The sequence below is a fragment of the Bradyrhizobium sp. DN3 genome, from assembly GCF_041357655.1.
GTDB lineage: Bacteria > Pseudomonadota > Alphaproteobacteria > Rhizobiales > Xanthobacteraceae > Bradyrhizobium.
The window spans coordinates 19915-44845 of the sequence record NZ_JAULLN010000012.1; the positions used below are offsets into that span (position 1 = coordinate 19915).

Here is a 24931-nt window from a genome sequence, read left to right on the forward strand (position 1 = left end):
TGAAGATTTGGAATATCACCTCGCAGAAGATGCATATAGCGCTGCTCCCTTTGGCGCGAGCAAGGTGACCGTCATAAGCCTACCGCGCGCGGTGCGGCTCGCACGCAGGATCGATGCGTAGGACAATCCAATGACGACGTGCTTCCGGCATAGGAGATCAAGCACCCAGATCCGGCAAGTCCAGTTTGGATGTTGGGTCCGTCACGCTTGGATAGCCAAGCCGCAGCATGCCCGGTCATGGAACTAGGACCTAGTCCAGCGTCCACCTAATATGTGTAAGATAGAAATGAGACGCGTGGTGCTTCAATGAACATGGTCATTCGCAAGTACGCCAAGGTTCGTTCGGTTGCGGATGCCGCCCGCCCCGCGAAAAGCGGCATCGGGCAGATCTTAAGTGAATCGCATGGATTCAGATCGTACTATGTGCTGGATGGCGGTGAAGGCGTCGGTGTCGCTGTGATGATATTCAAGGATGGCGAAAGCGCCAATGCAGCGAACAAAAGGTCTTGGAGTTCGTTCAAGCGAGTCTGCATGACCTCAATCTTGGAGGCTCCGAAATCGTCGCGGGGAGATATTGGTGAAGATCCAATCTGATCAATAGCGCGCCCGTTCGTGACTAGCGAGCTCAACATCGAGAGCCCGCAGTCGTCCCATCGCCGTCGAATGCTGACCGTTCTTTGAAGGCTTGACGCTCGCGCACTTCCAGGCGATCTCGCCAGGGCCGTTGAATACCTCAACTACTTCTCTGCGGCCGACAAGTTGCAACGCGATGAGATGCTGGGGCTTAGAATAGATAACCGGCGGCCTCAAGGGGCAGGCGAGGCCGTCTAATGCCGAAACGTCACCCGGCGGACACCTGATTGTCAGCTTTAGAGCCAATGTCGGGAAGCTGGCATGGCGATGCGGCACGATGCGGCAGAAACCTGCTGTTTGTCGGCGGCATGCTGCTTGCACAGGTCGAGCTGCGGGCGGCGCGACACAGCGTGCACGATCGCAACACGAATTTCGCTACTTTCGCCCACTCGCAAGAACTTGCGGGCTCGGCCTGCGTGCCTTGTCCGAGGATAAGCCAAATGAAAAAGTCTCTTCTGCGCGCCGCGTTGCTCTCGATGATATGTCTTACGGTCGCGCTGCTCCACGGGCAGTCTGGTGCGACGCCGACGGACGATCCGTTCCTCTGGCTCGAGGAGGTCGAGGGGCCGCGCGCATTGGCCTAGGCACAGGCCGAGAACGAAAGGACGCTCGGCTCGCTGCAGTCGGATCCTCGCTACGATCGCTTTTACCGGGACGCGCTGACGATCCTCCAGGCCAAAGACCAGATTCCGTCCGTTTCGCTGAAAGGTCAAGGTCTTGAAAATTTCTGGCAAGACGAGAGCCATGTGCGCGGCATCTGGCGGCGCACCACGCTTGAGAGCTGCCGCGGCAAGAATCCCCGATGGGAGACCATCCTGGACATTGACGCGCTCGCTCTCGCCGAGAACAAGAACTGGGTCTACAAGGGGCGCAGCTGCCTTGGGCAGCGCTGCCTCGTCAAACTCTCCGACGGTGGCAAGGACGCCGTGTCCATACGCGAGTTCGACAGCGAAGCCAAAAGCTTTGTTGCAGGTGGATTCCAACTGCCCGAGGGCAAGCAGAGCGTCAGCTGGATTGACCGTGACACTGTCCTTGTTGCACGTGATTGGGGCGAGGGGACCACGACCGAGGCCGGCTACCCGTTCGTGTTGAAGGAGCTCAAGCGCGCTCAGCCGCTCGATCAGGCGCGCGAAGTTTTTCGCGGCCAGCGCACCGACCTCCAAATCCTGCCATTGGTGTTTGATGAACGGCGGATGACCGGCGTCACCCGTCGGATCAACGCCTTCGAGCGGCAGTATGTACTGTTCGGGCCCGCCGGGCCGATCGAGCTCGATCTGCCGAAGAAGGCCTCGATCGTTGGCATCGCGAGTGGCCGCCTGCTTGTGAAACTGGACGAAGACTGGATCCGCTCCGGCGATACCAGCTTCAAGGCCGGCTCAATGATCTCGTATGATTTGGCCGAATGGAAGCAAGATCCGCTGCGTGCGAAACCCTCAGTCGTTTTCCAGCCCAACTCGCGGCAGGCACTCCGCGGATTTGGCCGCACCAGGAATTTCCTGGTCCTGACGATTCTCGATAACCTTCAAAGCAAGGCGTTCGTCTACAGGTACGATCAAGGTGCCTGGCATGCCACACCAGTCCCGCTGCCGGAGAATGCGACCGTAAGCCTATCAGACACTTCCGCGCAAACGGATGAAATGACGTTTACCGTCTCTGATTATCTCACGCCAACGTCGCTTTGGTACTTTGATGCCGAAAGCAAACGGCTCGAGCTCTTGAAGACGGCACCTGCGACGTTCGACGCATCGAAGCATGTCGTGGAGCAGCTTGAGGCGACTTCGCGCGATGGCACGCGGATTCCGTACTTCCTGGTGCGGCCCAAGAGCGCAAAATTTGACGGCTCGACCCCGACGCTTCTCTATGGTTATGGCGGGTTTCAGGTTCCGCTTCTCCCCTCCTATGACGGAGCTTTAGGTCGACTATGGCTCGAACAGGGCAATGCATACGTTGTTGCCAATCTGCGCGGAGGCGGCGAGTTCGGTCCAGCATGGCACCGGGCGGGCCAGCAAGCAACGAAGCAAAGCACATGGGATGATTTCATCGCGGTCGCCGACGATCTGATCCGTCGGAAAGTTACAAGTCCGCGCCGGCTCGGCGTGATCGGCGGCAGCCAAGGGGGCCTGCTGGTTGGCACTGCAATGACCCAGCGCCCCGAGCTTTTCAACGCGGCGATCATAGGAGTGCCGCTGTTCGACATGCTTCGATTCACCCAGTTAGGGGCGGGCGCGTCCTGGACCGCCGAGTATGGCGACCCGGCCATTCCCGAACAACGAGAGTGGATCGAAGACTACTCGCCCTACCAAAAGCTGGTTCCGGGCAAGGCCTACCCGGAGCCTTTCATTTTTACCTCCACCAAGGATGATCGCGTGCATCCTGCGCACGGCCGCAAGGCCGCCGCGAAGCTCGCTGCGCTGGGCCAGCCTTATTTTTACTTTGAGAACATCGATGGGGGACACCGCGCCGCCGCCAATCTCGTCGAACATGCGCGCCAGCTGGCTCTGGAATACACATATGCATCCAGGCGGCTTTGCCCCGAGCCACCGGGAGGCGCACCCTAAACATAGGTCAACGGTACCGTGGTCGTAAACTTCAGCTCTTCCATGCTAATGAACGAGCTGACATCAGCAAAGTCCAGGCGGGTGATCAGCTTCTTGTAGACCGCGTCATAGACCTCGACCCCTGGCACCACGAGGCGGAGCAGATAATCGGTTTCGCCGGTCAAGCGATAGGCTTCGACGATTTCCGGAATGTCTGCAATGGCGCGGCGGAAGTCCTCGAGCCACGCCATCGAATGACGCGACGTGCGTACACCCATGAACACAGTCATCGGCACGTTGGCTTTGCGTCTGTCAACCAGGGCGACGCGCCGGCAGATCAGGCCACTGTCCTCCATGTGCTTGATGCGCCGCCAACAAGCGGACACCGAAAGATTGGCCGATTCAGCAAGCGCTGTGACGGGAATTGCTGCGTCGAGCTGCAACTTGTCGAGAATCTTCAGGTCGCGATCGTCCAACGCCATGTCGTTTCAGCCGGCTTCGGAGCTCGGGTGAGAAGAGTTTTTGCTATCGCCGAGATAAGGCCTTTGATTTGCACTTTCCAGAGCGATTGCGCCAAACGACGCCGAGATTTGCCGCCGAAGGCGCGGTAAGCTGTGTCGCCTTCGCATGAAGTGGAGATCTCAAAATGCAGCGGACGATTGGGCTGATCGGAGGGATGAGCTGGGAAAGCACAGCCATCTATTACAAGGAAATCAACGAAATCGTCCGTCAGCGCCGCGGCGGTCTCGCCTCGGCAGACATCTTGCTACGCTCGGTTGACTTCGGGTATATCGTCACCCTTCAGAAGGCAGGAGATTGGAGGCAAGCCGCTGCTTATCTAACGAGGATAGCCCGGCAGTTGGTCGAGGCGGGCGCCAGCTGCATCCTGATCTGCACCAATACGATGCATGTGATTGCCGACATTGTTGCTGCCGAGCTGGGTGTGCCACTCATCCACATCGTCGATGTGACCGCTGCGGCTCTTCTCGCCGCTTCCTTCAAGAGACCACTGTTGCTCGCGACGCGCTATACGATGGAGCAGCCATTCTATTGCGATCGCCTGCGGCAGCGTTTTGGCCTTTCAGCTGTCATACCGGCGGAGAACGAACGGATTCGGATCCACGATGTCATCTTCGATGAGCTGTGCTGCGGAGTTATCTCTGATCAGTCGCGCCAGGAATTTATTGACATCATCGCGCGCGGTCGTGCACGGGGCGCCGACGCGCTCATCCTCGGCTGCACGGAGATTGGTCTTCTCATCGGGCCCGAACATACAGAATTTCTGGTGTTCGATTCGGCAAGGCTGCACGCCAGGGCGGCAGCTGATTTCGCTGAGGGTAAGCTGTCACTTGGTGCCGTCTCCATAAACGCGCGGCGATGATCGCCTCGCCGTTCGGCACTTTATCTCGTCCTCGGTGCTGACCTCGGCCTGAGCCGGGGTCTCAACGCCGCTGTACCTGGCCATGTCGCGCAGCGCGGTAGCGCAGGAAGGGCAATTGTCAACTTGTCACAAAATCAAGCGATGGTCGATCGCGTTCGACCTTCAAGCATCGGTCTCCGAGGAGTGAACTTTAGTGAGCGCTGCCATGGACGTCGTGGTTGCGGCCTTGACTGTCTCGTTCAAGACGTCGGTTGTTTCAGGCGCGACAACGAGGACGCCTGCAACCAGGTGATGTGAGAAAGCCTACATCGTTTCGTCATGAAAACACTTAAGCGGCCTTGGCATGCCGGTTGCTTGAAGATGTGGCGAAACCACTTGTGACCATGATGCTCGTTCGGCACCCGATCCAGGTATTCAGATGAAACTTGCCCGCTTGATCGATGGCAGAGGTCTCCTGATGCGCTTTCCAAGCCGTGCGCCTGCGTCGCGAACTCTGCCATCTTCGGATCGCGCATCGGTTTGCCGGCCAGGGTCCGATTGTCTTGCAAAGGGCTCGCGACGAATGGCGGTCCTCAACAACGTGGTGCAGAACAGGGTAAAGGCATTCTACCTTAGGACGATCGTTTGCGTCACCTTTAGCCGGTGGCTCAAGCGCGGGCATCTGCGCAGATGCCGAGCCTGGGTTCTTGAAGCTGAGCGCCGGCTATGCATCGGTGCTTGCAGATGGTCAGTGAGCTGATGCAGGACGATTGGGATCCTGAGAAAATAGTCAGGCAACAGGACGAGCTCAAGGTCAAGCTGCTTCGCGCCCAATCGGTTGTCGCCGAATGCAAGGCAGGATTGGCGGATCTGGAGCGGAGGCTTGAGCGTCGAGCAGTCTTATCGCCGATGGATGAACGCCAGCGCAACTCTGCGACAAACAATTCAATACGTAACGCACGACCGCGCAAATCGCGAAGCCATCGATGATCCTGTTGACCAGGATGCTGCCGTGGCGTTTTCGGGTCGATCATGGGACCGTTGAACGCTGCCGCCGCGAACGGTAGCGGCGACAGGTTTTATCGCGGACCTGGCGAAGATCTCGAGACGCATCGTGTTGCGAACCCGGCGGGCGAACTGGACTAGTGGGTGCGGCCCTGCCGCTAGGCTCGGGCTTTTGGTTGATCGCGGTGCGTTGGCCAGTGCGCGCAGAGTAGCGCCACATACGGGAGGCATCGCCGCGTTTGTGACTAGAGCCTCCTGTTTCGGGGGGCTGCTCACGCAGATGTCATGGATCGAATGTCCAAGAGCTCTCCACCTCGACCCAGGGCCAGATCGGTCGTTTTGTCCGTCTTCAAGTCATTCAAATTGCCGGTAGACGTGTCTGGAGGGGGCGCGAGGGGGCTCGTTCAATGACCAAGATGGTCCGCTATGGCCGTGGGGCAAGGCATGCGACGTCACGGGCGGTGCTGACCGCGAAAGACGACCATGCCTCATCCGGCATCGCATGGATGATGACGAGAACTGGCTGACTATGTCCCGCAAGCGATCACAATGCGATCCGGAAGAGGGCGGGTAACGGCAGTCAGCTAACTTCGTGAGACGCCAGGAGAGGGTTTCCGGGGCGAATGCGATCCAGTGCCGGCCGCAGCCTGGTCAGCTTCTCGAAAGCTTGTTCGAATACGGACTAACCCAGTGATCTTGGACGAGAGGCTGGCGTGGACTCGCACAATTGCGAAATATCCAATGCAGCACCTCCGCCATCGGTACAGCACGCCGTTCGAGACGATCACCAACCGAACCAGGCGGAACAAGACGCCTTTGAGCAGCAATTGGATGCAGCGCGCGTGGCCGATCCCGCCGGCCGCGGCGGCTCGATCGAGCCAGCGGTCAATACCAGACAAGGCACGCGGCAATGATGCGCGTGACAAAGCACGAGCAGGACGATGACAAAGCGTTTTCGCAACTGGGCCCTATTGTCCATACTCGCCTCCATGGTTGTCTGCCCCGCTGCAAAAGCGCAAGACCGCCGGACTATCGCCGAACCTGTTGCACCTCATACGGTCTGCGATCGCCCTGTGCCTTCCGGCAAGAACGATACAGTTACGCTACAGGACGCCATTCAACATTGCCCCGCTGGCGCTGCAGTTTATCTCGGGCGCGGCGAGTTTCACTCAGGTCCACTCGAGATGAAATCGGGCGTGACCTTATGGATCGGACGCGGTGCGGCGCTGATCGCCATCCCCGAACCAGCTGCTTACGACAAGGGCCGCGGACAATGTGGTCGCATCACGGGCAAGGGCGACGGTTGCCGGCCATTCATCAGCTTTTCCAGAACGCGTGGCGGCGGCATCTACGGGGAGGGCATCATCGATGGTCAGGGCGGCGCAACGATGGGCGGCAGCGCCGAAACCTGGTGGCAGCTGGCCCGCCGCGCGCAAGCCGAGGGCGGCAACCAGAACGCCCCGCGCTTGATCCAGATCGATCATGCGCAGGACATCACGCTCTCTGGTGTCACCTTGCGCAATGCGCCCAATTTTCATGTCGCAATGAACCGGGTCGAAGGTGCCACGTTTTGGGGCCTCACGATCGATGCACCGGCGGATGCCCGCAATACCGACGGCATCGACCCTGGCGCGAGTCAGGATGTGACCATCACCCACAGCTTGATCCGCACGGGAGACGATAACGTCGCAATCAAGGCCGGCGACAATGGCTCAAGCAGCCATATCTCCATCATTGATAATTATTTCGGCTGGGGGCACGGCATGTCGATCGGCAGCGAGGTGAATTCCGGGGCTAGCGACATACTGGTGCGTAATCTGACGCTGGACGGTACGACGTCTGGCCTGCGCATCAAGAGCGATGTCAGTCGAGGCGGTCTGGTCGAGCGCGTGACTTATGAGAACGTGTGCCTGAGGGGCAACCGGTGGCCGGTGGCGTTCGATGCAAAATATGATCCGCGCGCACAAGGCACGAGGATTCCGGTCTATCGGCAGATCGTTCTGCGCCATGTGCGTGGCGACAATGGTGTGCTGCTGATGCGCGGAGTAGACGAGCGGCATGCCCTTGACGTGACGCTCGAGGATGTCCGATTTGCGAATTCCGCGACTTGGCAACTCGAATACGCGAATGTGACCGCAAATCACTCTGACGTATCGCCGCCGCTGGCGGGACGAGCTACAGAACCGCTGCCGCGCGGATCGGAGGCATGTGCCAGGGCATTCCGCGACGGCAATCGGTAAGCACTACACCCGGCGCCGAATCCGGGTGGTGAGTTCCGCATCGGCGGGCCTAAATCGCTGGTGTTGCGGAAGGTCAGCCTCATGTCCGGTGCTTCGTTGCAGGCGGCCGCCGGGTTTGCAGAGCCGGAATTGCGAGAGTTACGTGCAGGTTCTGGTTTGGCGAGGAAAATGTGTTTGACCATGGACTGCGGCTATCCCGCGGCGGTACCTTATAACGACTACGTCGAGCGTGCCGCGAACTCAACGAAGAGTGAGATCACATGCGAATTTTCGTGCCGTCTGCTGCGCTTCTGGCCGGATGTTTCTGCATCCCGGCAGCCTACGCTCAGCCACTATTGGTGTCGCATGCCGAAAATGCAGACTATCATTCCGTGCAGCAAGCCATCGACGCATTGCCGGCGGAAGGCGGAAATGTCTGGATAGCGCCGGGTATCTATCGCGAGAAGGTCAAAATCTCCAAATCCGGTGTTCATATCGAAGGGACTGGCAGGAAGCCGGAGGATACGGTCATTGTGTATGGCGACGGTGCGATCAATGTAGGAGGAACCGCCCGTTCGGCGACGCTGGATGCCGCTGGCGATGACTTCCGGCTCGAGAATCTGACTATCCAGAACGACTACGCCCTCAATCCGGCCAATCCACCCTCGCAGGCGGTAGCGCTGTCCGTAACTGGAGACAGGGTCGTCGTTACGCGCGTCCGCCTGCTCGGCGCCCAGGACACGCTGTTTGCCGGCAAGGGACCGAACGGCCGAATGTCACGACAATACTTCTCGAACTGCTACATCGAAGGGCATGTCGATTTCATATTTGGCAACGCCAAGGCCTGGTTCCGGAAATGTGAGTTGCACGGCATGGCCAACCAAGCGGTCATCTATACCGCTCAGAGCAAGGCAGCGCCGGATGAGGACAGTGGCTATGTTTTTGATCATTGCGGGCTAACTGCCGACCCTGCCGCGCGCTATATCGCCCTTGGCCGCCCTTGGCGCCCCTACGCCACAGTGGTCTTCCTGTCGACAAAGATAGATGCACAGGTCATTGCGGAAGGCTGGCGCGAATGGGCTCCGGGCGAGACCAACAAGTTGAGCACGAGCTATTATGCCGAATATAGATCCTTCGGCGTCGGGGCTAACCCCTCAGGCCGCGAGCCTCACTCCCATCAATTGACAGATGGCGAAGCTGCGAGATGGTCGCTGAGAGTGTTCTTCGGGGGTGCCACACATTGGCTGACAACGAACCATCACGATGAAACACAGAGCAACGTTCACGGTGAAGGGCTTCGACGGCGATTCTCGGATGAATGACGGGAGGAGAGCCTGATTGTGATGGAGAGTGTGCAGCAACCCAACTGCTGGCGGGGTACGGCGTGGCAGGACTCCGGCTTTTGCCGACATGTTCAGAAGAGCTCGTTACGGTCTGCATTGCTCGCTGCAAATTCATGCAGTTCGTCAGCTTTCTAAACTGACAGCCACGGGCGGTCCGGCGCGACGATCTCATCGATTCGCGGTCCGGCCACATGCGCCCGCTCCAGCTCGCAGATCATCTTGTCCGCTTTGGCGGATCAGTGTCGGCAAGCTCTACGGACCGTCACGTCAGCACCGTCGTCGTCGCTCGGGAACGGCTTGCGCGCAACGAAACCGAGGTTCACCAATTTTGAAATGCTGACGGGGGCTTTGATCGTTCTCGCGTTTTCGTACCTGGTGCTGCACTCCCTAGGTTCAGATGTCTTGCGGGTCTTCGCACCGGCTGCGTTGGGCGTGCCGTCCAGTTGAAATTGCCCGAACTTGTTGGTGGCCCAGCCATTCCGAACGAATGATTTTCACAAACTTCGTCAATAAGTGAACGGATCGGGACAGTTCGGACGTCGCGTTGAAAAACAAAGAGAATTCAGTGGATTTTCAGTCAGAACTATGGTGGCACCAGCGCCCAACTGCGACAGCAGGTCCTCTGGCAGACTCGTCAACTGGTTTTGGCTGGCGTGGAGAAACAGGAGCGAAGCAAGGAGAACCTCGGGCAGATTCGGCAACTGATTGTGGCTGAGATCGAGAAACTGGAGCCCAGCAGGTAGGGCCTCGGTAGGCTCCTCAGCCGGTTGGAGCTCGCGTCGAGACCTCTGAGCTCGGTCGGAAGCGCGGGCAGGCTGGTCAGCTGATTGCCCCTAACGTCAAGTCTGGAGCGAAGCAGGGAGGCTAGGTGCGGCCGTGCTTGAACATGAAGGCGCTCACCTGCTGGCGGTGGATCCGCAGCGTCTCCACCGCTGCCGATCGGGCGCGAACGAGGCGCGGATCGCTTCGTGACCTTCATCGGGAACCCACACCGGCGTCAGTTCGCCGGCGCGCAGCAGCCGTGCGAGAGAAGCAGCGTCCCGGCGGTTCGTCTTCACCCGATCGCCCATCTTCCTTGGGGTCAGCGATGGCGCCACCACAGTGCATTCGTAGCCGAGCGTTCGGATCAGGCGATAAAGACCATAGCCAGTCGGGCCAGCTTCGTAGCAGAAGTGGACGCGGTCAAACCGGTTGGCGATCCGTTCTAAGACGCGGCGCATGTTGGTGGCCGAAGCATCGACCTCACAAGAACCGAACTTCCCCCTCCCGGCCTGCGTCCGCAATCGCGACGGCATTTCTTAGTTTGGCCACATCGATTCCGACGAATGCTTCCCTATAATCTGCCACGGCTCGTCCTCCTGTGATGAGGATCGGCTCGGTCCGCCCGAGCAACCCTTGGACGCGCGTGGAGGGCGAGCCACCTCATCGTCAGAGGCGGACATACGGTCTTACGCTGCAGCTTCGAGAGACGTCGATGGTTTGCATCGGCGCATTATGAGTCTTCCGAGACTCGTCAGTTTATCGACAGCTAAGTCTTATAGGATGGGGTACTATCTAGCTGGACTGAGAGGTCCGGCTTGATCTGCTGCAGACGAGAATGGGATGGATTGCTCTAACAAAATAGCCCTTTCGGAGATTCCGTCCGGACGTACTACGTCTGGCTGCAACTACCTTGTGGGCGAATAGGCACAGCGTGTTCGTCGGTTCTGGGTGGCAAGCGCACTCTGTGATCGCCTGCATCCTCGCCAGTCGGTGATCACCATCGATGGCGAGAGCTACCGGCTTCGAGAAGCGGCGCTCCGGCTCATTCCCTTTCATTTAGCTACCGAAGAGACGGCATCGATGAATGCAGAACGGGCCCAGCTTGGGGCTGGCACTCCTTCCGAGACTTCCGAGTCCGAAACCTCCGAACCAGGGTCCCCGGCGGCGGCTCAGTGGGCCGAAGCCTTGACGGAGATGGACACGTCGGCCGCTGATTCCGTCTCGTCGCAGGAACAGGTCCTTGCTGCCTGGGCTGCCGAAGAGGGACAAGCCCAAGATGAGCGTCCACAAGAGGACGTAAGCCGAACGCGGGCTTGGCAAGAGGCGGCCAACGTCAATCAGCCGCTTGATCTGTCGTCCCTGTCCCTGACCGTCTTGTCTGCCCCCCTCCCGCCCGAGCTGCGGCGCCTGAACGTTGAGAGAAATCAGCTCACCAGCCTACCTGAGTTGCCAGCCGATCTGCAGCGGCTCAACGCCAGCAACAATCGCCTGACTAGCTTGCCCGAACTTCCAGCCGGGCTCCGGCGGCTCTCCGCTATCAGAAACCGGCTGACCAGTCTGCCTGCAGATCTGCCGCCCGGCCTTCGGCGCCTGAGCGTCGACAATAACCAGCTGACCAGTCTGCCCGGTAACCTTCCCGCAACGCTCCGGGAGCTGGATGCCAGCGGCAACCAGCTAACCAGCCTGCCTGAGCTTCCAGCTGGGCTCCAGCGCCTGAACGTCGACTACAATCAGCTGACCAACCTGCCCGATCCCCTCCCGGCTGAGCTCGAATGGCTCAGCGCCACGAACAACCAGCTGACCAGCCTGCCCGACCCAGTGCCCGCCGAGCTGCTATGGCTCGGCGCCAGCAACAATCAGCTGACCAGCGTGCCCGAGACCCTGCTGACGCAGCTGGGCCGCGAGTCCAGCGTTGATCTGGAGAATAATCCGCTGCCCGAGTGGTTGCAGACCAATCTGCTGACAGCCGTGCATGCCGGGGACTATGCCGGCCCGCAGATATTTTTGCCTATGACCCAAGCAGTGGTGGAGATGGGCGAAGGAGCGGTGGAAGTCGAGCCGCGGCCGTTGCATGAAGTTGTCGCGGACTGGCTTGAGGGCGCCCCGGAGACGGTGGCTGCCTGGCGGGGTTTCGCCGAAGAGCCGGGAGCCCAGGACTACGCAGGCTTTCTGGAAAGGCTGCGGGGCACCGTGAACTACGGCAATGACGCGTTCCGGCACGCGGTCGCCGAGGATCTGCGGCAGGCGGCGGCAAGGCCGCGACTGCGTGAGCAATTTTTCACGCTCGCCTCCGAAGCGACCACGAGCTGCGAGGATCGCATCACTTTGACTTGGAACAGCATGCAGACCGCACGCGTGAACGCTGATGTCGAGGCCGGGGCCTATGACGGGCGGCTCGACGAACTGCTCCAGCAGGGCCGTGTCATGTTCCGCTTGGAGGCGCTGGACAGGATCGCGCGCGAGACGGTCAACTCGCTCCGCGACGCCGACGCGGACGCCGATATCGACGCCGACGTGGACACCGACATGGACACCGACGCGGACACCGACGCGGACGTCGACGACGACACCGATATCGACGAGATCGAGGTCTATCTTGCCTACCAGACTCAGCTGCGCGAGCCGCTGGAACTATTGCACATCGCCCCGGACATGCGCTTCTTGAACATCTCTCACGTGACGCAAGACGACGTTGCCAGGGCCGCGAGGTCGGTGCGGGACCAGGAGGCGACGGGATTCAGGAACTATCTGCTAACGCGCTGGCAGCCTTGGGAAACGGTGCTGGCGCGTATCAGGCCCGAAATGGAGGAGCAGCTCGTCGATGCGATGGGCGAGGAGTTTCAAACTCGCCTGGACCGGGCTCTCGCCGAGCACGTCCTGACAGGCGACCCCGATGCCGAGCGTGAGCTCGGAGCCCAGATCCGCAGCGACATCGCCCGCGACATCAGGGGTGCGGTGACGCGCGAGGTGCTCAAACCGTACGGCCTGGAGCTGTAAAGCGGCCGTTCATGCGAGGCGTGTCAATCCTCCACTCGGCCGCCGCCATGCTCGATTGAGCGATCGCAATGAGACCCGCCCGCCGGCAGCTCCACCGCGAAGCAAATGGCGCTAGCCGTAGCTCGACGGAAGGCAGTAAGGCCGCCGGTTCGTACCGTTGCTGCTCGCGTCATCTTCAAAGGCGAAGGGATACTGTGATCAATGTTTCGCCTGCAATGCCACTCTCTTACCGGCAGTGCCGTACATCGCGACTCAAAAATCGGCTTGTGCACCAGCCTTTGCTTCTGTCCGAAAGCAAACGCGCATGATGTGGGGAAGCAGCCAAGCTGTTGCGACCGCGACATTGGGCCGCAAAACGTGCGAGCGTTCCTCTGCATGGCACTGGCCCAAATCCTGCGACGCGTTCACGGGCGAGGGCAAGAGAATTTGGAGGCGCGTTTGAGTCTCGAGCTGAGAAACGACGAAGGGGTCACCAGTCCACCATCAGCGAGCGGCGTGGGATGTCCGTTTCACTCCGATAGAGTCCGCATTCAGCAGGGAGAACAGAAGACGTTGGTGCTAACCGGCGCGTCGCGCGGCATTGGTCACGCTACCGGAAAGCTGTTTTCGGAAGCGGGCTGGCGCGTCATTTCTTGCGCGCGCCAACCGTTCGATGGCGGGCGCTGCCCGTGGGAGTCAGGAGCCGACAACAATGTTCAGATCGACCTTAGCAATCATCGCATTCTGCCGCGCGCGATCGCCGAGGTCAAGGAGCGCCTCGCAGGCGCGCCATTACACGCCTTGATCAACAATGCCGGCATTTCACCGAAGACGCCGAATGGCGCACGACTGACGGCGTTGACGACGTCAATGGAAACCCGGATGAAGGTGTTCCACCTCAATCGCCGGGCAAGCAGCTGCAGATCGATTTTGGCGAACGACTGGTCGAGATCGGCGGCAGCAAGGTTCGCACCTACCTGTTCGTTGCCACGTTGGGCTACTCGCGCCGGCATCATGTCAGAGCATTCCGCAACGAACGGCAAGAGAGCTGGTTCGATGGCCTGGAAAGTGCGTTCGTGACGTTCGGTGGCGTGCCCGAAGAGGTGCTGTTTGATAATGCGCGCGCCTTGGTCGTGGAGCACGATGCCGCGACGCGCACCGTCGTGTTCAACGACAAGCTGACCGCGTTTGCCAAGCACTGGGGCTTCCGGCCGCGCGCGTGCGCGCCGTATCGAGTCCGAACCGAGGGCAAGCCCGAGAACGGCGTTGGCTACGTAAAACCGAATGCGATCGCTGGCCGCGCGTTCCCGAGCTGGGAAGCCCTTGAGGCGCATCTCGAGGCTTGGACACGGGAGGTCGCCCGCCAGCATGGCACCACCGGCGAGCCACCGATTGAGCGGTTCAGACACAGCGAGGCGCAGGCCCTGAGGCCGATCGGCGGTAGGCCGCCCTTCCAGGCCGCACGCGAACGGATCCGGCGTGCGCAGGCCGACTGTGCCGTCGAGATCGATGGCAATGCCTACTCAGTGCCCTGGCGATTGATCGGCGAGATGGTGCGAGCGACGATCGCCGACGGCATGGTGCGCATCCACCACGGGATCCATGAGATCGCGGTCCATCCGACCTGTGTCGATCGGCGACGTCGCGTCGAGCGGCGCATCGAGATGATCCTCAAAATCGCGCGCTTCCCGTTCGTTCGCGATCTCTCCGGCTTCGACTTCTCGGCCCAGCCGTCGCTAGATCCCAAGCAGGTACGCGTGCTTGCCGGCGCGCGGGATTGCCAGACACACCTTGCGGTCGCGCTGCGGCGTGAAGCGATCCTGGCTGGGCATTCCGTGCAGTTCGTCGCAGCCACCACAGTCGCTGCGCAGCTTGCCAAAGGTCACAGCGAGGGCCGGCTCGAGGAGCGGCTCGCGCAATTTGCCAACCCAAAGCTCTTGATCATCGACGAGCTCGGATATCTGCCCTTTCAGCCCAATGCCGCGCATCTGTTCTTCCAGCTCGTTAGCCGCGGTTACGAACGAGGCGCGATCCTGCTTACCAGCAACCGCAGCGTCGGCGAGTGGGGCTCGGTGCACCACAGCCACGTCATCACCATCCGCGGCGACAGCTATCGGTTGAAGGAGAAGCGTCGCAGCGGGCTGCTGCAGAAGCCCGCCGTGCCAGACCCAAATCGGAGAAGAAATCGTGACGCAAGCCGCTCGCTCGCTAAAGCGCTATGAGGGACGCGCTTCGCGAGCGGCTTGCTCAGTTCCTGCAAAAAAGGGGGCAATTCCTCATGTCGTCGCGGGGGCAATCCGGAAGTCGCTTGACAGGAGTTTGCTGCGCAGCCTGTCACGACTGCGTCCCACTGCGCCGTCGCCCCGTTTTCCCGGCCCTCTTGTTCGGAGGATGCCGGAAGGGGATGCGAGCGCCGCGCTGAATCTGTCCTGCTTCAAAAGGATCCATCCCACCCCCTTACGAAACTGAGCCGACTCAGTCCACGACGACACGCCCTAGAACTAGGACCTTAGCTTTCGATAAGCTGACAGACCTATCGCCGTAAGGTCGCAACGATGGCATCGATGCCGGCATAACTGTCGTTACAACGATTTGGAACAGTGACTCGATCACGGCCGAGGGTAAGTTATCTCCCGGCCTACACGTTTCCGCGGATAACCAACGCAGGAGCGGCTTAAGCATCGAGCCGCAGCGCGGCGGTGGTGCGTTATCTCAACGGCGGGCAGTGGAGCCTTTTCGGCCGAGGGCGTGGAAACGAAGAGCGGCAGGCGCTCGAACGCCCAACTTCGCGGTGGCCCTCTCGCGTGAAGGCAATCAGTGCCATGCTGTCTTTCCCACTGGTGGCAAACCGAACGACTTGGGTGTTCTGCAGCGACACTCGTCAGCTGATCGACAGGTGGGCCCGCTAAGGGCAGAACGCTGCCACGTTGACAATCGTGGGGACTTATCTGGTCAACGAAATGGCAGAAGGCTCGCAGCAGTATCGATCTATTTGCGCGGTGTGGCTCGTGTGAACCTGTGCTGACCAGAGCCGGGCGGCTGCAGCGCACGTGCACAGGCTCTCGAATGATCATTGCGTTGCGCAAACCACCTGCTTCGCGACCTCGAGAAGCGGCGGGCGTACTCTTTAGTTCTGACGATGGAGAAATTGATGGACACAGGACAGGCACAGCGGAGCGCAGGTTCCTCCCAGGACATTTTTGAAGACGGGGAGCAGGAAAGCTACCTCGGCGGCTTCAACCGAGCCGTGGCGGATTGGGTCGAAGTCTTGACAGGGTATCGGACCCCCGCCTCCTCGCGCGCGCGGATCCTGGAAAACTGGGCTGCCGAAGAGGGGCAGGGCGAAGCCGAGAATCGACGACTGGGGCGCTCGCGAATTAGGGCTGCGGACAACACGGGCTCGCGCTCGGTAGATTTGTCATCCCTGTCCTTAACCGCTTTGCCCGCCGCCCTGCCGCCGAGGCTGCTGGAACTCCGCGCCATGCATAACGAGCTAAGCAGGCTGCCCGCTAGCCTCCCACCCGGTCTCAACGAACTTCTTATTAGCCACAACCGGTTGACCAGTTTGCCGGACGCTCTTCCGGCGAGCCTGTTTCACCTTGAGGTGAACGATAACAGGTTGAGCAGTCTACCAGACAACCTCCCGGCGGGGCTGGGGATACTGCACGCAAACAACAACCGACTCAGTAGCCTGCCCGACGCTCTCCCGAGCAGCCTCACCTCGCTCGCGGTTGGTGGCAATCAGCTGACCGAGCTTCCCGAGTCCCTCCCATGGGGTCTCATTGAACTCGATGTCAGCAGCAATCAATTGACCAACCTCCCCGAACCACTTCCGAGCTGGCTTCAATCGCTCAATCTCAGCGGTAACCGGCTGACCAGCCTGCCCGAGGATCTCTTATCGAGGAGTTTTAACTATCCGCATTTGGAGAACCTCGAGTTCGGCGATAACCCATTCCCGGACGAGGTCCGCGCTCACCTCGCGGCACCGCATCTTGAGCAGCTGCCTCTGTACGAGGCTGCCGCGCACTGGCTCGGGGACGATCCGGCGGCACTGGCCGAATGGCAGCACTTTGCGGATGAGCCAGGCGCCCAAGACTACGCCCGGTTCCTAGAAAGGCTACGAGGGACGGTCAACTATGGCAATGACGAGTTTCGGCGGGCCGTGGCTGATGATCTGCGGCAGGCGGCGACCAATCCGAGATTGCGCGAGCAGTTTTTCACACAGGCTTCCGAGGCCAACACGAGTTGCGAGGATCGTGTTACTTTGCACTGGAACGGTATGCAGACCGCGCGCCTTAACGCTGACGTCGAGGGCGGGGTGTATGACGACCGCCTTGGCGAACTGATCCAGCGCGGCCGCGTTACGTTCCGCCTGGAGGCGCTGGACGGGATCGCGCGCGACAGGGTCAACTCGCTCCTCAGCCTCGAGCCGAACATAGACGATGTCGAAGTCTACTTGGCCTATCAAAATCTGCTGCGCGAGCCGCTGGAGCTGAGTCACGTCGCCCCTGACATGCGTTTTCTGTCGGTCTCTCACGTGACCCCCGATGATGCGGCGCGGGCACTGGACCTGGTTCGCGAACAGGAAGCGAACCAATTTACCGACTACATGGCAACCCGCTGGCAACCCTGGGAGACGGTGCTGAGGCGCATCGCTCCGGACGAATACGAAGCGATGCAAGACCGCCTCGTCGAAGCCATGGGCGAGGAGTTTCAAACCCGCTTGGATCAGCGACTGGCCGAGCATGGTCTATTAGGCGATCCGGATGCCGAGCGGGTGCTCGGAGCCCAGGTCCGAAAGGAGATCGCTGGCGAGATCAAACGCGAGGTCATGCACCGTGTGCTCGCAGAGCGCGGCCTCGAACTATGAGGCTCCCAAACCGCCGCAGAGATTTTCATTGCTCTGTGGCGGTACCTAAAGATCGATCGTGAAGCCTCGCCCCAAGCTGCCAAGGTGATTTTGCAGTGCGCTGCCGTCGATCAGGGCCTTTCGGTCTTGCCGAGCGACGAAAATTCCCGCGCACGAGGCGAGGGTGTTTCTGCGTCCGTTCGAAAGCCGCTTCGCGACGAGAGTCGGTCGAAAAGTTGTTGAGGTGAAATCATCGCTTCCGGAGCCGCTGCTGCAGCCAACCAGCTCGGTTTGGCGACGCAGCTACCTGTTCGACAGGTCTATTTGACTTCGGGTCCTTCCCGCGAGCTTCATCTTGGCAAGCAAGTTGTGGGGTTCAAGCATGCACCGCGTGCGCAGCTTACGATGGCAAACCGTCGTGCAGGTGAGGTCGTGCGCGGTTGATCGGGTCGGTCCCGAGACTGCACGACAAGCCTTGCGGTCCCTCAGTCAAAGACTGAGCCCGTTGAGGTGAGCGAATTGAAGTCTGCCGGATCTTCATTGCCGGCTTGGCTTGTCAGGCCCGTAAGCGAACTGCGCGCTGGATAAACTTTAAACCTATCCGATCCCGAGCGCCGAGAGGCGCTCGGCATTACTGCTGCGAACTCAGGACGGCCTGCACATCTTCTCGAAAAGAATGCTTGGGTCGTTTGATGCCTCGACGCGCTTTTTCCTCGCCACTCTGCGAGCATCTCGTCTTCAAGGGCGGAACGTCCCTTTCGAAGGCTTGTGGCGCAGTTCGCCGTTTCCCGGAAGACGCGGGCCTCACATACGGCATTCGAGCGATAGCTCCGGACCTGACGAAACACAAGCGAGGACAATTCGGTCCGTCAGAACCGCAGTCAAAGCAAAAAGTGGAACTCCAAGACACGAGAACGCCTCCCGGTCTGCGGCAAGGAAAAAGCGTTGTCTGTCATCACTGAGCGCTTGCAAGATGACAAGCTCAGCGCCAAGGTTGATGCCAAGGGCGACATGCTCGTCACGTATGATTCATTGGAGACTGGTAGCGGCTATGTGAGCCCCGCCGTGATGCTTGAATTCGGCGCACGATCGACAGGCGATCCATTGTTATATCGTCGACGAATTTCGTCGGCTCAAATAGGCGGCCGGCGAAGAGGCGCGGCAAAATTAGAGCGACCCCGTCCTGTCGTCAAGCGGGTGCCGATGCGAGGCCGGTCTCGCGCGCAGCAATATCCTGATCTCGTCAGCTTCTCGAAAGGTTGCGGCTACAACAATCGAGAATCTGATCCTTGCTGAACGTGCTGCTACCTGGCCGTAATCCGGGCCGTACAGATTGCTGCAGGGTCTATACAAACCATGAGGAGAGCAGGATGGATCCGGTTGACCCATTCTTCGATTCAGGAGCCTGGATGCGGGAGTACGCCGCCCTGCAGGGGCGGACTGGACAGCGAGCGGGCAGCCCAAGCGAGCAGGGTGACTTTGAAGGGCGGCTGCAGGATTTGAATCTCGATCCGTCTGATGAAAGGAAGTCAACTTCGCCTGATCGGGCTCCCGCAGGAGGTGGTCGAGCGGTCCGGCGGGACGATTTCGGCGGTTCGATGCGGGTGCCGCCACACTCCGCTTTTAGGGAGAGTGCGCTAGGGAGCACGCGCCGGAGCGTAGACATTCCCAGCTTTCAGCCTACAGCTTCGGCGCAAGTGCCGCAGTCCAGTTTGCGAGATGATCTGTTCAGCAGCGCGCGGTACAGCTTTCCGGACGCAGAGCCTGCGGTTTTGGCCAAGAGCGGCAAGAGCCGCGGATTGTGGTCGCGCATCACGTCGGGGATCGGCAAAGCCTTTGGTGGAGGCAGCAGCGAAAAGTCCTCGCGCGAGGCGAGGCAGCCTGATGAATTTTCAACGACATTTCGAGTGGATTACGCCAGGCAGCCCGGTCGGACGCGCGGAGGCCCTGTCCCTGCAGCGGACGAGGCGCTCATAACGGATTTCAGAAAGAAAGCGGCGGGCAATCTCCGCGACGGCACCATCAAAGGTAATCTCCGCGACGGCACCATCAAAAACGCGGCAGCCGATCTGCGCCATTTGAGCGCTCGCCTGAGCGCCAATGGCAGGCCATCGATTGCCGATCGAATTCAGCGCGAGTTGGAGAACGCGCAATTGGATAATCCTGATGTGGAAAACCATCAGCTGGAAGCTGAGCTCGATGAGGATGTGGACCGCTACGCAAATGACCGCGGCAGCCGCATCAAGGCGGCCCTGAAGAAGCTTCGTGAAGTCGGTGCCGGGAACACCTTGGCAGCCGATGTCCGCCGGCTGGTCCCTCATTCTGAGGACGCAACCCTCATCGGTATGTGGGCGGCGGCGGAAAAGGCGATAGGCAAGGTTGAGCCGGAGACGGTTGATAGACAGGCTCGCCGCCTTTCGAGGCTGAGTGACTGGCTGCAATCGAACCATAAGCAACCAATGAGTGGCCGGCTCCCTGAGCTCGCTCAGGATGTCCAAGAATACAAGCGCGAAACCGGGGACAGCAAAATCGACGCAGATCTACTTAGGCTTGGGCGCTACCAGCAAATCCTGGAGGCCAACAGGGCGCTCGGATTGCATCCTCCTGAAAATGCAGTCCAGCCTGCTGAGCAAGGCGCTGGGCGGGCGCACGAGCTTCCCGCAACGCCTGCCACGCCGAGCGCCGGAGCGTGGGATTGGCTCGGCGAGCAGATTCACGGGCCCACTTCATCGATACCAGCGCCGCACCTTGGTCCGCAGATCGGTTCGTCGCCGCAGCTTCCCGCAACTCCGGCGACGCCAAGCGCGGGAGCATGGAATTGGCTTGGCGAGCAGATCCACGGACCCGCCTCACCTGTGCCGGCGCCGCACTGGGCCCCACAGCCTGATCTGCCGCTCGAGCTTGCTGCGACTCCAGCCACACCGAGCCAGGGAGCTTGGGATTGGTTTGAGCAACAGATGCAAGAACCGGCATCGCCATCGTCCGTGAGGTCGCGGTCGTCAAACATCTACGGCGGTCTCGGTTCCTTCGTTGATCTGGATCCACCCACACCCCACGACTTGCGCGACGATGCGCGCTCTGCGCCAGCAGCCGAATTTGCTGCAGTGTCGTCGTTCGCGGGACCGCCAGGGGCGGCTCCGGAGCTGCGGGATATCGGAGCGATCGTTGGCGCCCACTGGCGCCACGGCTCCCAGGCGGCTTCAGACGTGTTGATCGACGTATTGGGCAATATCAATCTGCTGCCAAACCAGTTCGGGCCAAGTCAGTTCATGATCAACGGTGAACGCTACTCGGCCACGTTTGGACCAGCAGGTCGCAGCGATGTCCGCTTGATACATCATCCCCGCGTGAGCCAGCCGGATGAGCCTGGCCCGTCTCAGTCGCTCTATCGTCCCAGGCCGATCGTGCCAGCCGCGCAATCCGGCGAGGGGCCAGTTGATCTTGGGTATCTGATCCACGGGGGATGGGAGCACCGAGAGCGATTCCTTCCGCCTTACCTCGTCCGCGTCTTGGAAGGCCAGCGCATCATGCCCGAAGCTGGGCGCCCGACCTACTTCGAGATCCGCGGAGTGCCTTACAGGGGCGAGTTGGTGGAAAGCGAGGGCCGCCAGCGCGTACGCATTTATCCTGAACGTGGCTGAAGAGGCAGCAGGGCTGCAATCTCGGTCTTTCGGCGGGGCAGCTCGCGTGAGGCGTTCTACGGCGCGGCTTTTGGTAGGCGATGATCGGTTGCTGGGGCACGGCCTGAACCGTCCGGCCTCCTCATTGTAGAACCTGGCAGGCTCAATGGATTCTACGAATTTGGTGCATGCCCAAAACCTGCTTTCTGCATCCCTGATCCTTTTACAAAAATTCGCCAATTCTTGTCTTGGAAACCTTCGCTCAGCTAGCCCTGCAGATCGAGCGCATTCGTAATCGACGGAGCACAGCGCGGAGTGCAGTCGATGGACCAAGCACCAAGAACATGGCTACCAGATGAAGGTTTGCTGACGAAGGCTTTTCCTGATGGCGGGCCAAATTCCTCGGCGCAACCTGCATACGCTTAAAGCTTTCATGCGCAGTTCAGTTATTGCGCTATGAAAGTCTCCTCGCGATGCGTTGCAAACACCTCTTCCGCTCGGTGCAGGGTGCAAGTGCCCGCTGGATCTGGGAAGCGATCGAAGCCAGATTGGTGGGAAAGAAATCGATAAACCATCGTATAGCTCGTTTCCCCTTTCCCTTCGGTCTTTATCGCACAGTCAGCTATTGGAGCGTAGACTCTCAGTGGCGATTGTCTCCGCCGTCATCGGACAGGTCGATTTGTCGCGAGCTATGGATTCGGCTCATTCGAAAAGTGTGCCGAGATGTTGATGCATCATGTAACAGGAAAGATTATGCGTGAGACAGCGCACGATCGCGATCTCGCTTTGGATTTCACCAAAGGAGCGCTCATTATTTTAGTGATCGTCGGTCACCTGATCCAATATATCCTCTACCGAAATGAAGGGTTTTGGGCTTCGGGAAGTTTCAAATGGATCTACATGTTCCACATGCCCCTCTTTATGGGGATAAGCGGTTATCTTTCCTCCCGAGCGCTGCTGGAAAAGTCCTTCACGCAAGCCATCGGCGATCGTGCGATGCAGCTCCTGGTGCCTATGCTATTTTGGTTCTCTCTCCTGGAGACATTAAAGTTGACCGTGTTTCCCAAGTTGACCGTGTTTCCCCGACCGGCGGGCGCACCAGACAACGACTTGCAGTTCCTGAATGATTTCGCCGGCACATACTGGTTCGTCTGGGCCGCGTTCATTTGTTTTCTGCTCGCTAAAACTATTTCGATCTTCAATCATTCGTCGCCATGGGCCTTGTTCGTATCGGTCATTCTGGTCGTCCTTGCACCTCTGACCTTTTCCATATTCCCTCTCATAAAGTATACGTACCCGTTTTTCTGCCTGGGATTCTCATTTGCGCAGTCGAGAGAACGGTGGACGAGCATAATGCGCTCTCACAGGCCGTTCTTGATTATGTCTGTCTCAATCGTGGCTATGATGTGCTTTCTGGTCTGGCGCAAGGACACTTATGTCTACAACAATCTCGCTTTGGTCCAGGATTTGCAGTCGGCAAAAAATGTGCTTCTGATGTTTCTTGGCTCCGCAGCTGCCTCAGCGGTGATGATTGAGGTCCTGCTTCGATCCTGGAATATTGGTCGCTCAAATCGGGTGGTCCGCTTTATCGCCGTGAAACTGGGACCGAGCACGCTGGTGCTGTACTTGATCCAGGGTACGGTATTCCGTCTCATGGATTTGATACAGTATGGAGAATTGTGGGACCCCATAATGAGGTCGGCCGCGGCTGCATTTCTCGGGACAACGATTGTTGCCGTCGCGCTAGCCCTTCGCTGGACCGTGCGCGACATTCCTTATCTGTCCCAGCTCATGCTCGGAGTGCCACCCCGCTCCTTCGTTTGTCGAGCCAGCCCTGCCGATAAATAGCTGTAACCGAAATCTGATCAGGAGGCTCTCGCAAACCATCGTAGATTGCGTGACTCGTGAACCTGCTGTCCAATCATCGCGACCCCATCTGGGTGCCTCGCCGAAAAATGTTCCCGAACATCGCTTCGTCGCCCGACGTAATTTGCTTCCCCCGAAAGTGACGGAGTAGGGACAGCGATGAGGCGGCTTTGCAAGACGACGCGCGAGATACTGATAAGAGCTGTTGGCGAGCGTTACAGATCGTCAGACGCGGATAATGTGCGGATTCTGGATCACCATCATCACGGGCCTCCATCGCAAGCACGCCATGAGGTCTTCGTACCCCTGGCGAGGTTGTTCCCCAGGGTACCATCGACAACAAGGTAGGGATACTCAGGACGCTCGCCGATAGCTCTAGGCAAACAACAGGCCGTCAATCGCTTCTCGGTTTCAAACCGCTTCAGAAGCCGAATCACTGGCCGATGACATCCTGAAGTACAGGAGCGAGGGCGGGGATCCGCCGCTACATCAAGGAAGGCTTGAACATCTCGCGCGACCTGACGGCCCGCTATTCCAACTGAGCGCGCGATCTCATCGATCTCAACTGCACCCGGCCGGCCGATTGCCGACGGACCGATTCACTACCCGAACAAGGTGATGATTGCGGCCTGGTGGTCATGGACGAATAGGCGACTTCTTTAGCCTTTGCGAGGCCTAGTTCGCCTTCCAGGGTAGCGAGCGTCATCTCGCTGACGATTTCCTTGCGCCGGTCGAAGTCGAGCTGGCGTGCACGATCTGGTCGATCGTGGGCAACAATAGGTCTATCGGGAACATCGCTACATGCGGCAATACGCATACCCAGTCAACAGGGCTGATTGCCGCAAATTTGCCGCCCTACCACCACTGCCGGTTCTGTAGCCGTAACGGTGACTTCGAGCGGCAGCAGTGAAAGGTCAATAGTGCCGGCTCGAATTCCGCGAACTTAGGGCGGTTCATTCGAGTACCCGCACTTGAACAGCAAGGCACTCACGTCAACTGGTACCAGCACGTTCGCTGCTACCGCACAGGGAGGCACGAGCACGCCTGTTTCCAGAAGTCCGCCAACTATCGTTGCGAACAGGCTGATCCGGATCATTTTAGGCGCTAAGTCCGGACCCAGCTCGCCAAACCCACGAATCCCAACAGAAACCAAATCACAAGAGCAAGCGGCCACAACGAAGAGGGATCCTTTTCGGGTTGCGGTTCTGGGTCTTGGTCGGTCCAGGCTTTCCATGATCGCCAAGTCTGAGGCGACATCGGTTCGTCAAAGTCACGAAGGCTAGTTTCGTCCACGGCTATCTCCCACCACAACCTCTGCTAGATCAACCAATGTAGAAGAGCCTGCCAATGAGAGAACTCGCGTCTACTCGGTACAAACAACCAACCCCGGAACCATGTGGGGCGGATCGGCCCTCGCCAAGAAGTTGGGCGCCACCAGACGGTTGGCCTCAATGATGGACTCGGGCAGGGCAATAACATCGCAGTATCCCCGTCGAAGTTGAAAGGCGCCGCGGCCGTGTTCGGTTGTGGGCTTTTCTGAGCCGCATACTGAGCAATCGCTCTGTCGATAAGATCACGGTCTTTAGATAGATGGGGATAGGGCCTCCACCGCCGACGGGAGCGGCATGCCTTGCCTCGGCCAGTGCTGCTCAAAGCCATCTTGCCCGGCCTGGCTCGTCTGCGGCTCTTCCGAGACGGTGTGCTGCACCTGCGACCAAGCTGGTACATTAAATTGGTCAAAATCTTGCGGGTCCACCCTCA

General features: G+C 59.5%; 16 protein-coding genes and 4 pseudogenes. 17 read left to right on the plus strand and 3 right to left on the minus strand.

The window, feature by feature from the left end; genetic code table 11:
• Positions 1 to 306 precede the first annotated feature (306 nt).
• Positions 307 to 594 carry a hypothetical protein gene (locus AAE027_RS18880; RefSeq protein WP_370987153.1) on the plus strand — a complete coding sequence of 96 codons (288 nt, stop codon included), beginning with the start codon at positions 307 to 309 and terminating at the stop codon, positions 592 to 594.
• Here AAE027_RS18880 and AAE027_RS18885 read toward each other — a convergent pair whose 3' ends face one another.
• Positions 595 to 954: a DUF6998 domain-containing protein gene (locus AAE027_RS18885; RefSeq protein WP_479714226.1), complete on the minus strand. Its 360-nt coding sequence runs from the start codon at positions 952 to 954 to the stop codon at positions 595 to 597.
• Between the two features lie 119 nt (positions 955 to 1073).
• Here AAE027_RS18885 and AAE027_RS18890 point away from each other — a divergent pair, with 119 nt between their 5' ends.
• The 3 genes and pseudogenes from AAE027_RS18890 (at position 1074) to AAE027_RS18900 (ending at position 3191) form a co-directional block, all read left to right on the plus strand.
• Positions 1074 to 1217, plus strand: a complete 144-nt coding sequence (locus tag AAE027_RS18890; RefSeq protein WP_370987152.1) for a hypothetical protein — start codon at positions 1074 to 1076, stop codon at positions 1215 to 1217.
• Between the two features lie 15 nt (positions 1218 to 1232).
• Positions 1233 to 1688: pseudogene (locus AAE027_RS18895) on the plus strand (prolyl oligopeptidase family serine peptidase); the annotation flags it as partial.
• A 138-nt stretch (positions 1689 to 1826) separates the two neighbouring features.
• Complete coding sequence (locus tag AAE027_RS18900) at positions 1827 to 3191, plus strand: prolyl oligopeptidase family serine peptidase (RefSeq protein ID WP_370987195.1); 1365 nt, start codon at positions 1827 to 1829, stop codon at positions 3189 to 3191.
• On the opposite strand, the gene AAE027_RS18905 is transcribed toward AAE027_RS18900, so the two are convergent.
• Entirely contained in the window at positions 3188 to 3652 is a 465-nt protein-coding gene (locus AAE027_RS18905) for an Lrp/AsnC family transcriptional regulator (protein ID WP_370987151.1), read from the minus strand. The genes AAE027_RS18900 and AAE027_RS18905 overlap by 4 nt on opposite strands.
• Before the next feature lie 164 nt (positions 3653 to 3816).
• Between AAE027_RS18905 and AAE027_RS18910 the strand changes: the two genes are divergently transcribed.
• The 3 genes from AAE027_RS18910 to AAE027_RS18920 all read left to right on the plus strand — a co-directional run bounded on the left by AAE027_RS18910 (position 3817) and on the right by AAE027_RS18920 (position 9076).
• Positions 3817 to 4551: an aspartate/glutamate racemase family protein gene (locus AAE027_RS18910; RefSeq protein ID WP_370987150.1), complete on the plus strand. Its 735-nt coding sequence runs from the start codon at positions 3817 to 3819 to the stop codon at positions 4549 to 4551.
• A 1925-nt stretch (positions 4552 to 6476) separates the two neighbouring features.
• A complete protein-coding gene (locus tag AAE027_RS18915) occupies positions 6477 to 7775 on the plus strand; it encodes a glycoside hydrolase family 28 protein (protein ID WP_370987149.1) in 1299 nt (432 codons plus the stop codon).
• 260 nt (positions 7776 to 8035) lie between these two features.
• On the plus strand, positions 8036 to 9076 hold the full coding sequence (locus tag AAE027_RS18920; RefSeq protein ID WP_370987148.1) for a pectinesterase family protein: 1041 nt from the start codon (positions 8036 to 8038) through the stop codon (positions 9074 to 9076).
• Positions 9077 to 9967: 891 nt separating this feature from the next.
• Here AAE027_RS18920 and AAE027_RS18925 read toward each other — a convergent pair.
• Positions 9968 to 10444, minus strand: a pseudogene (locus AAE027_RS18925) (IS110 family transposase); the annotation flags it as partial.
• Between the two features lie 495 nt (positions 10445 to 10939).
• Between AAE027_RS18925 and AAE027_RS18930 the strand changes: the two are divergent.
• From AAE027_RS18930 to nolL, 10 genes and pseudogenes are all read left to right on the plus strand, one after another.
• Positions 10940 to 12856 carry an NEL-type E3 ubiquitin ligase domain-containing protein gene (locus AAE027_RS18930; RefSeq protein WP_370987194.1) on the plus strand — a complete coding sequence of 639 codons (1917 nt, stop codon included), beginning with the start codon at positions 10940 to 10942 and terminating at the stop codon, positions 12854 to 12856.
• A gap of 438 nt (positions 12857 to 13294) precedes the next feature.
• Positions 13295 to 13738, plus strand: a pseudogene (locus AAE027_RS18935) (SDR family NAD(P)-dependent oxidoreductase); the annotation flags it as partial.
• Positions 13739 to 13785: 47 nt separating this feature from the next.
• Positions 13786 to 14211, plus strand: a pseudogene (locus AAE027_RS18940) (DDE-type integrase/transposase/recombinase); the annotation flags it as partial.
• 57 nt (positions 14212 to 14268) lie between these two features.
• On the plus strand, positions 14269 to 15057 hold the full coding sequence (locus AAE027_RS18945) for an ATP-binding protein (protein WP_479714234.1): 789 nt from the start codon (positions 14269 to 14271) through the stop codon (positions 15055 to 15057).
• A 929-nt stretch (positions 15058 to 15986) separates the two neighbouring features.
• Positions 15987 to 17705, plus strand: a complete 1719-nt coding sequence (gene nopM, locus AAE027_RS18950; RefSeq protein WP_370987147.1) for a T3SS effector NEL-type E3 ubiquitin ligase NopM — start codon at positions 15987 to 15989, stop codon at positions 17703 to 17705.
• Positions 17706 to 17936: 231 nt separating this feature from the next.
• Positions 17937 to 18128 (plus strand): DUF6088 family protein, encoded by a 192-nt coding sequence (locus tag AAE027_RS18955; protein WP_479714235.1) that lies wholly within the window; start codon positions 17937 to 17939, stop codon positions 18126 to 18128.
• Positions 18129 to 18376: 248 nt separating this feature from the next.
• Complete coding sequence (locus AAE027_RS18960; protein WP_370987191.1) at positions 18377 to 18646, plus strand: nucleotidyl transferase AbiEii/AbiGii toxin family protein; 270 nt, start codon at positions 18377 to 18379, stop codon at positions 18644 to 18646.
• A complete protein-coding gene (locus tag AAE027_RS18965; protein WP_370987146.1) occupies positions 18630 to 18980 on the plus strand; it encodes a hypothetical protein in 351 nt (116 codons plus the stop codon). The genes AAE027_RS18960 and AAE027_RS18965 overlap by 17 nt, the downstream gene beginning before the upstream one ends.
• A 74-nt stretch (positions 18981 to 19054) precedes the next feature.
• A complete protein-coding gene (locus tag AAE027_RS18970; protein WP_370987145.1) occupies positions 19055 to 21325 on the plus strand; it encodes a hypothetical protein in 2271 nt (756 codons plus the stop codon).
• Positions 21326 to 22027: 702 nt separating this feature from the next.
• Positions 22028 to 23152: a nodulation factor fucose acetyltransferase NolL gene (gene nolL / locus AAE027_RS18975; RefSeq protein ID WP_370987144.1), complete on the plus strand. Its 1125-nt coding sequence runs from the start codon at positions 22028 to 22030 to the stop codon at positions 23150 to 23152.
• Positions 23153 to 24931: the final 1779 nt, after the last annotated feature.

Bases quoted from the DNA above. Each gene is read 5' to 3' on its own strand.
- AAE027_RS18880 (WP_370987153.1), top strand. From the start codon at position 307: ATGAACATGGTCATTCGCAAGTACGCCAAGGTTCGTTCGGTTGCGGAT.
- AAE027_RS18890 (WP_370987152.1), top strand. From the start codon at position 1,074: ATGAAAAAGTCTCTTCTGCGCGCCGCGTTGCTCTCGATGATATGTCTT.
- AAE027_RS18900 (WP_370987195.1), top strand. From the start codon at position 1,827: ATGACCGGCGTCACCCGTCGGATCAACGCCTTCGAGCGGCAGTATGTA.
- AAE027_RS18905 (WP_370987151.1), bottom strand. From the start codon at position 3,652: ATGGCGTTGGACGATCGCGACCTGAAGATTCTCGACAAGTTGCAGCTC.
- AAE027_RS18910 (WP_370987150.1), top strand. From the start codon at position 3,817: ATGCAGCGGACGATTGGGCTGATCGGAGGGATGAGCTGGGAAAGCACA.
- AAE027_RS18915 (WP_370987149.1), top strand. From the start codon at position 6,477: ATGACAAAGCGTTTTCGCAACTGGGCCCTATTGTCCATACTCGCCTCC.
- AAE027_RS18920 (WP_370987148.1), top strand. From the start codon at position 8,036: ATGCGAATTTTCGTGCCGTCTGCTGCGCTTCTGGCCGGATGTTTCTGC.
- AAE027_RS18930 (WP_370987194.1), top strand. From the start codon at position 10,940: ATGAATGCAGAACGGGCCCAGCTTGGGGCTGGCACTCCTTCCGAGACT.
- nopM (WP_370987147.1), top strand. From the start codon at position 15,987: ATGGACACAGGACAGGCACAGCGGAGCGCAGGTTCCTCCCAGGACATT.
- AAE027_RS18960 (WP_370987191.1), top strand. From the start codon at position 18,377: ATGCCTCGACGCGCTTTTTCCTCGCCACTCTGCGAGCATCTCGTCTTC.
- AAE027_RS18970 (WP_370987145.1), top strand. From the start codon at position 19,055: ATGGATCCGGTTGACCCATTCTTCGATTCAGGAGCCTGGATGCGGGAG.
- nolL (WP_370987144.1), top strand. From the start codon at position 22,028: ATGTTGATGCATCATGTAACAGGAAAGATTATGCGTGAGACAGCGCAC.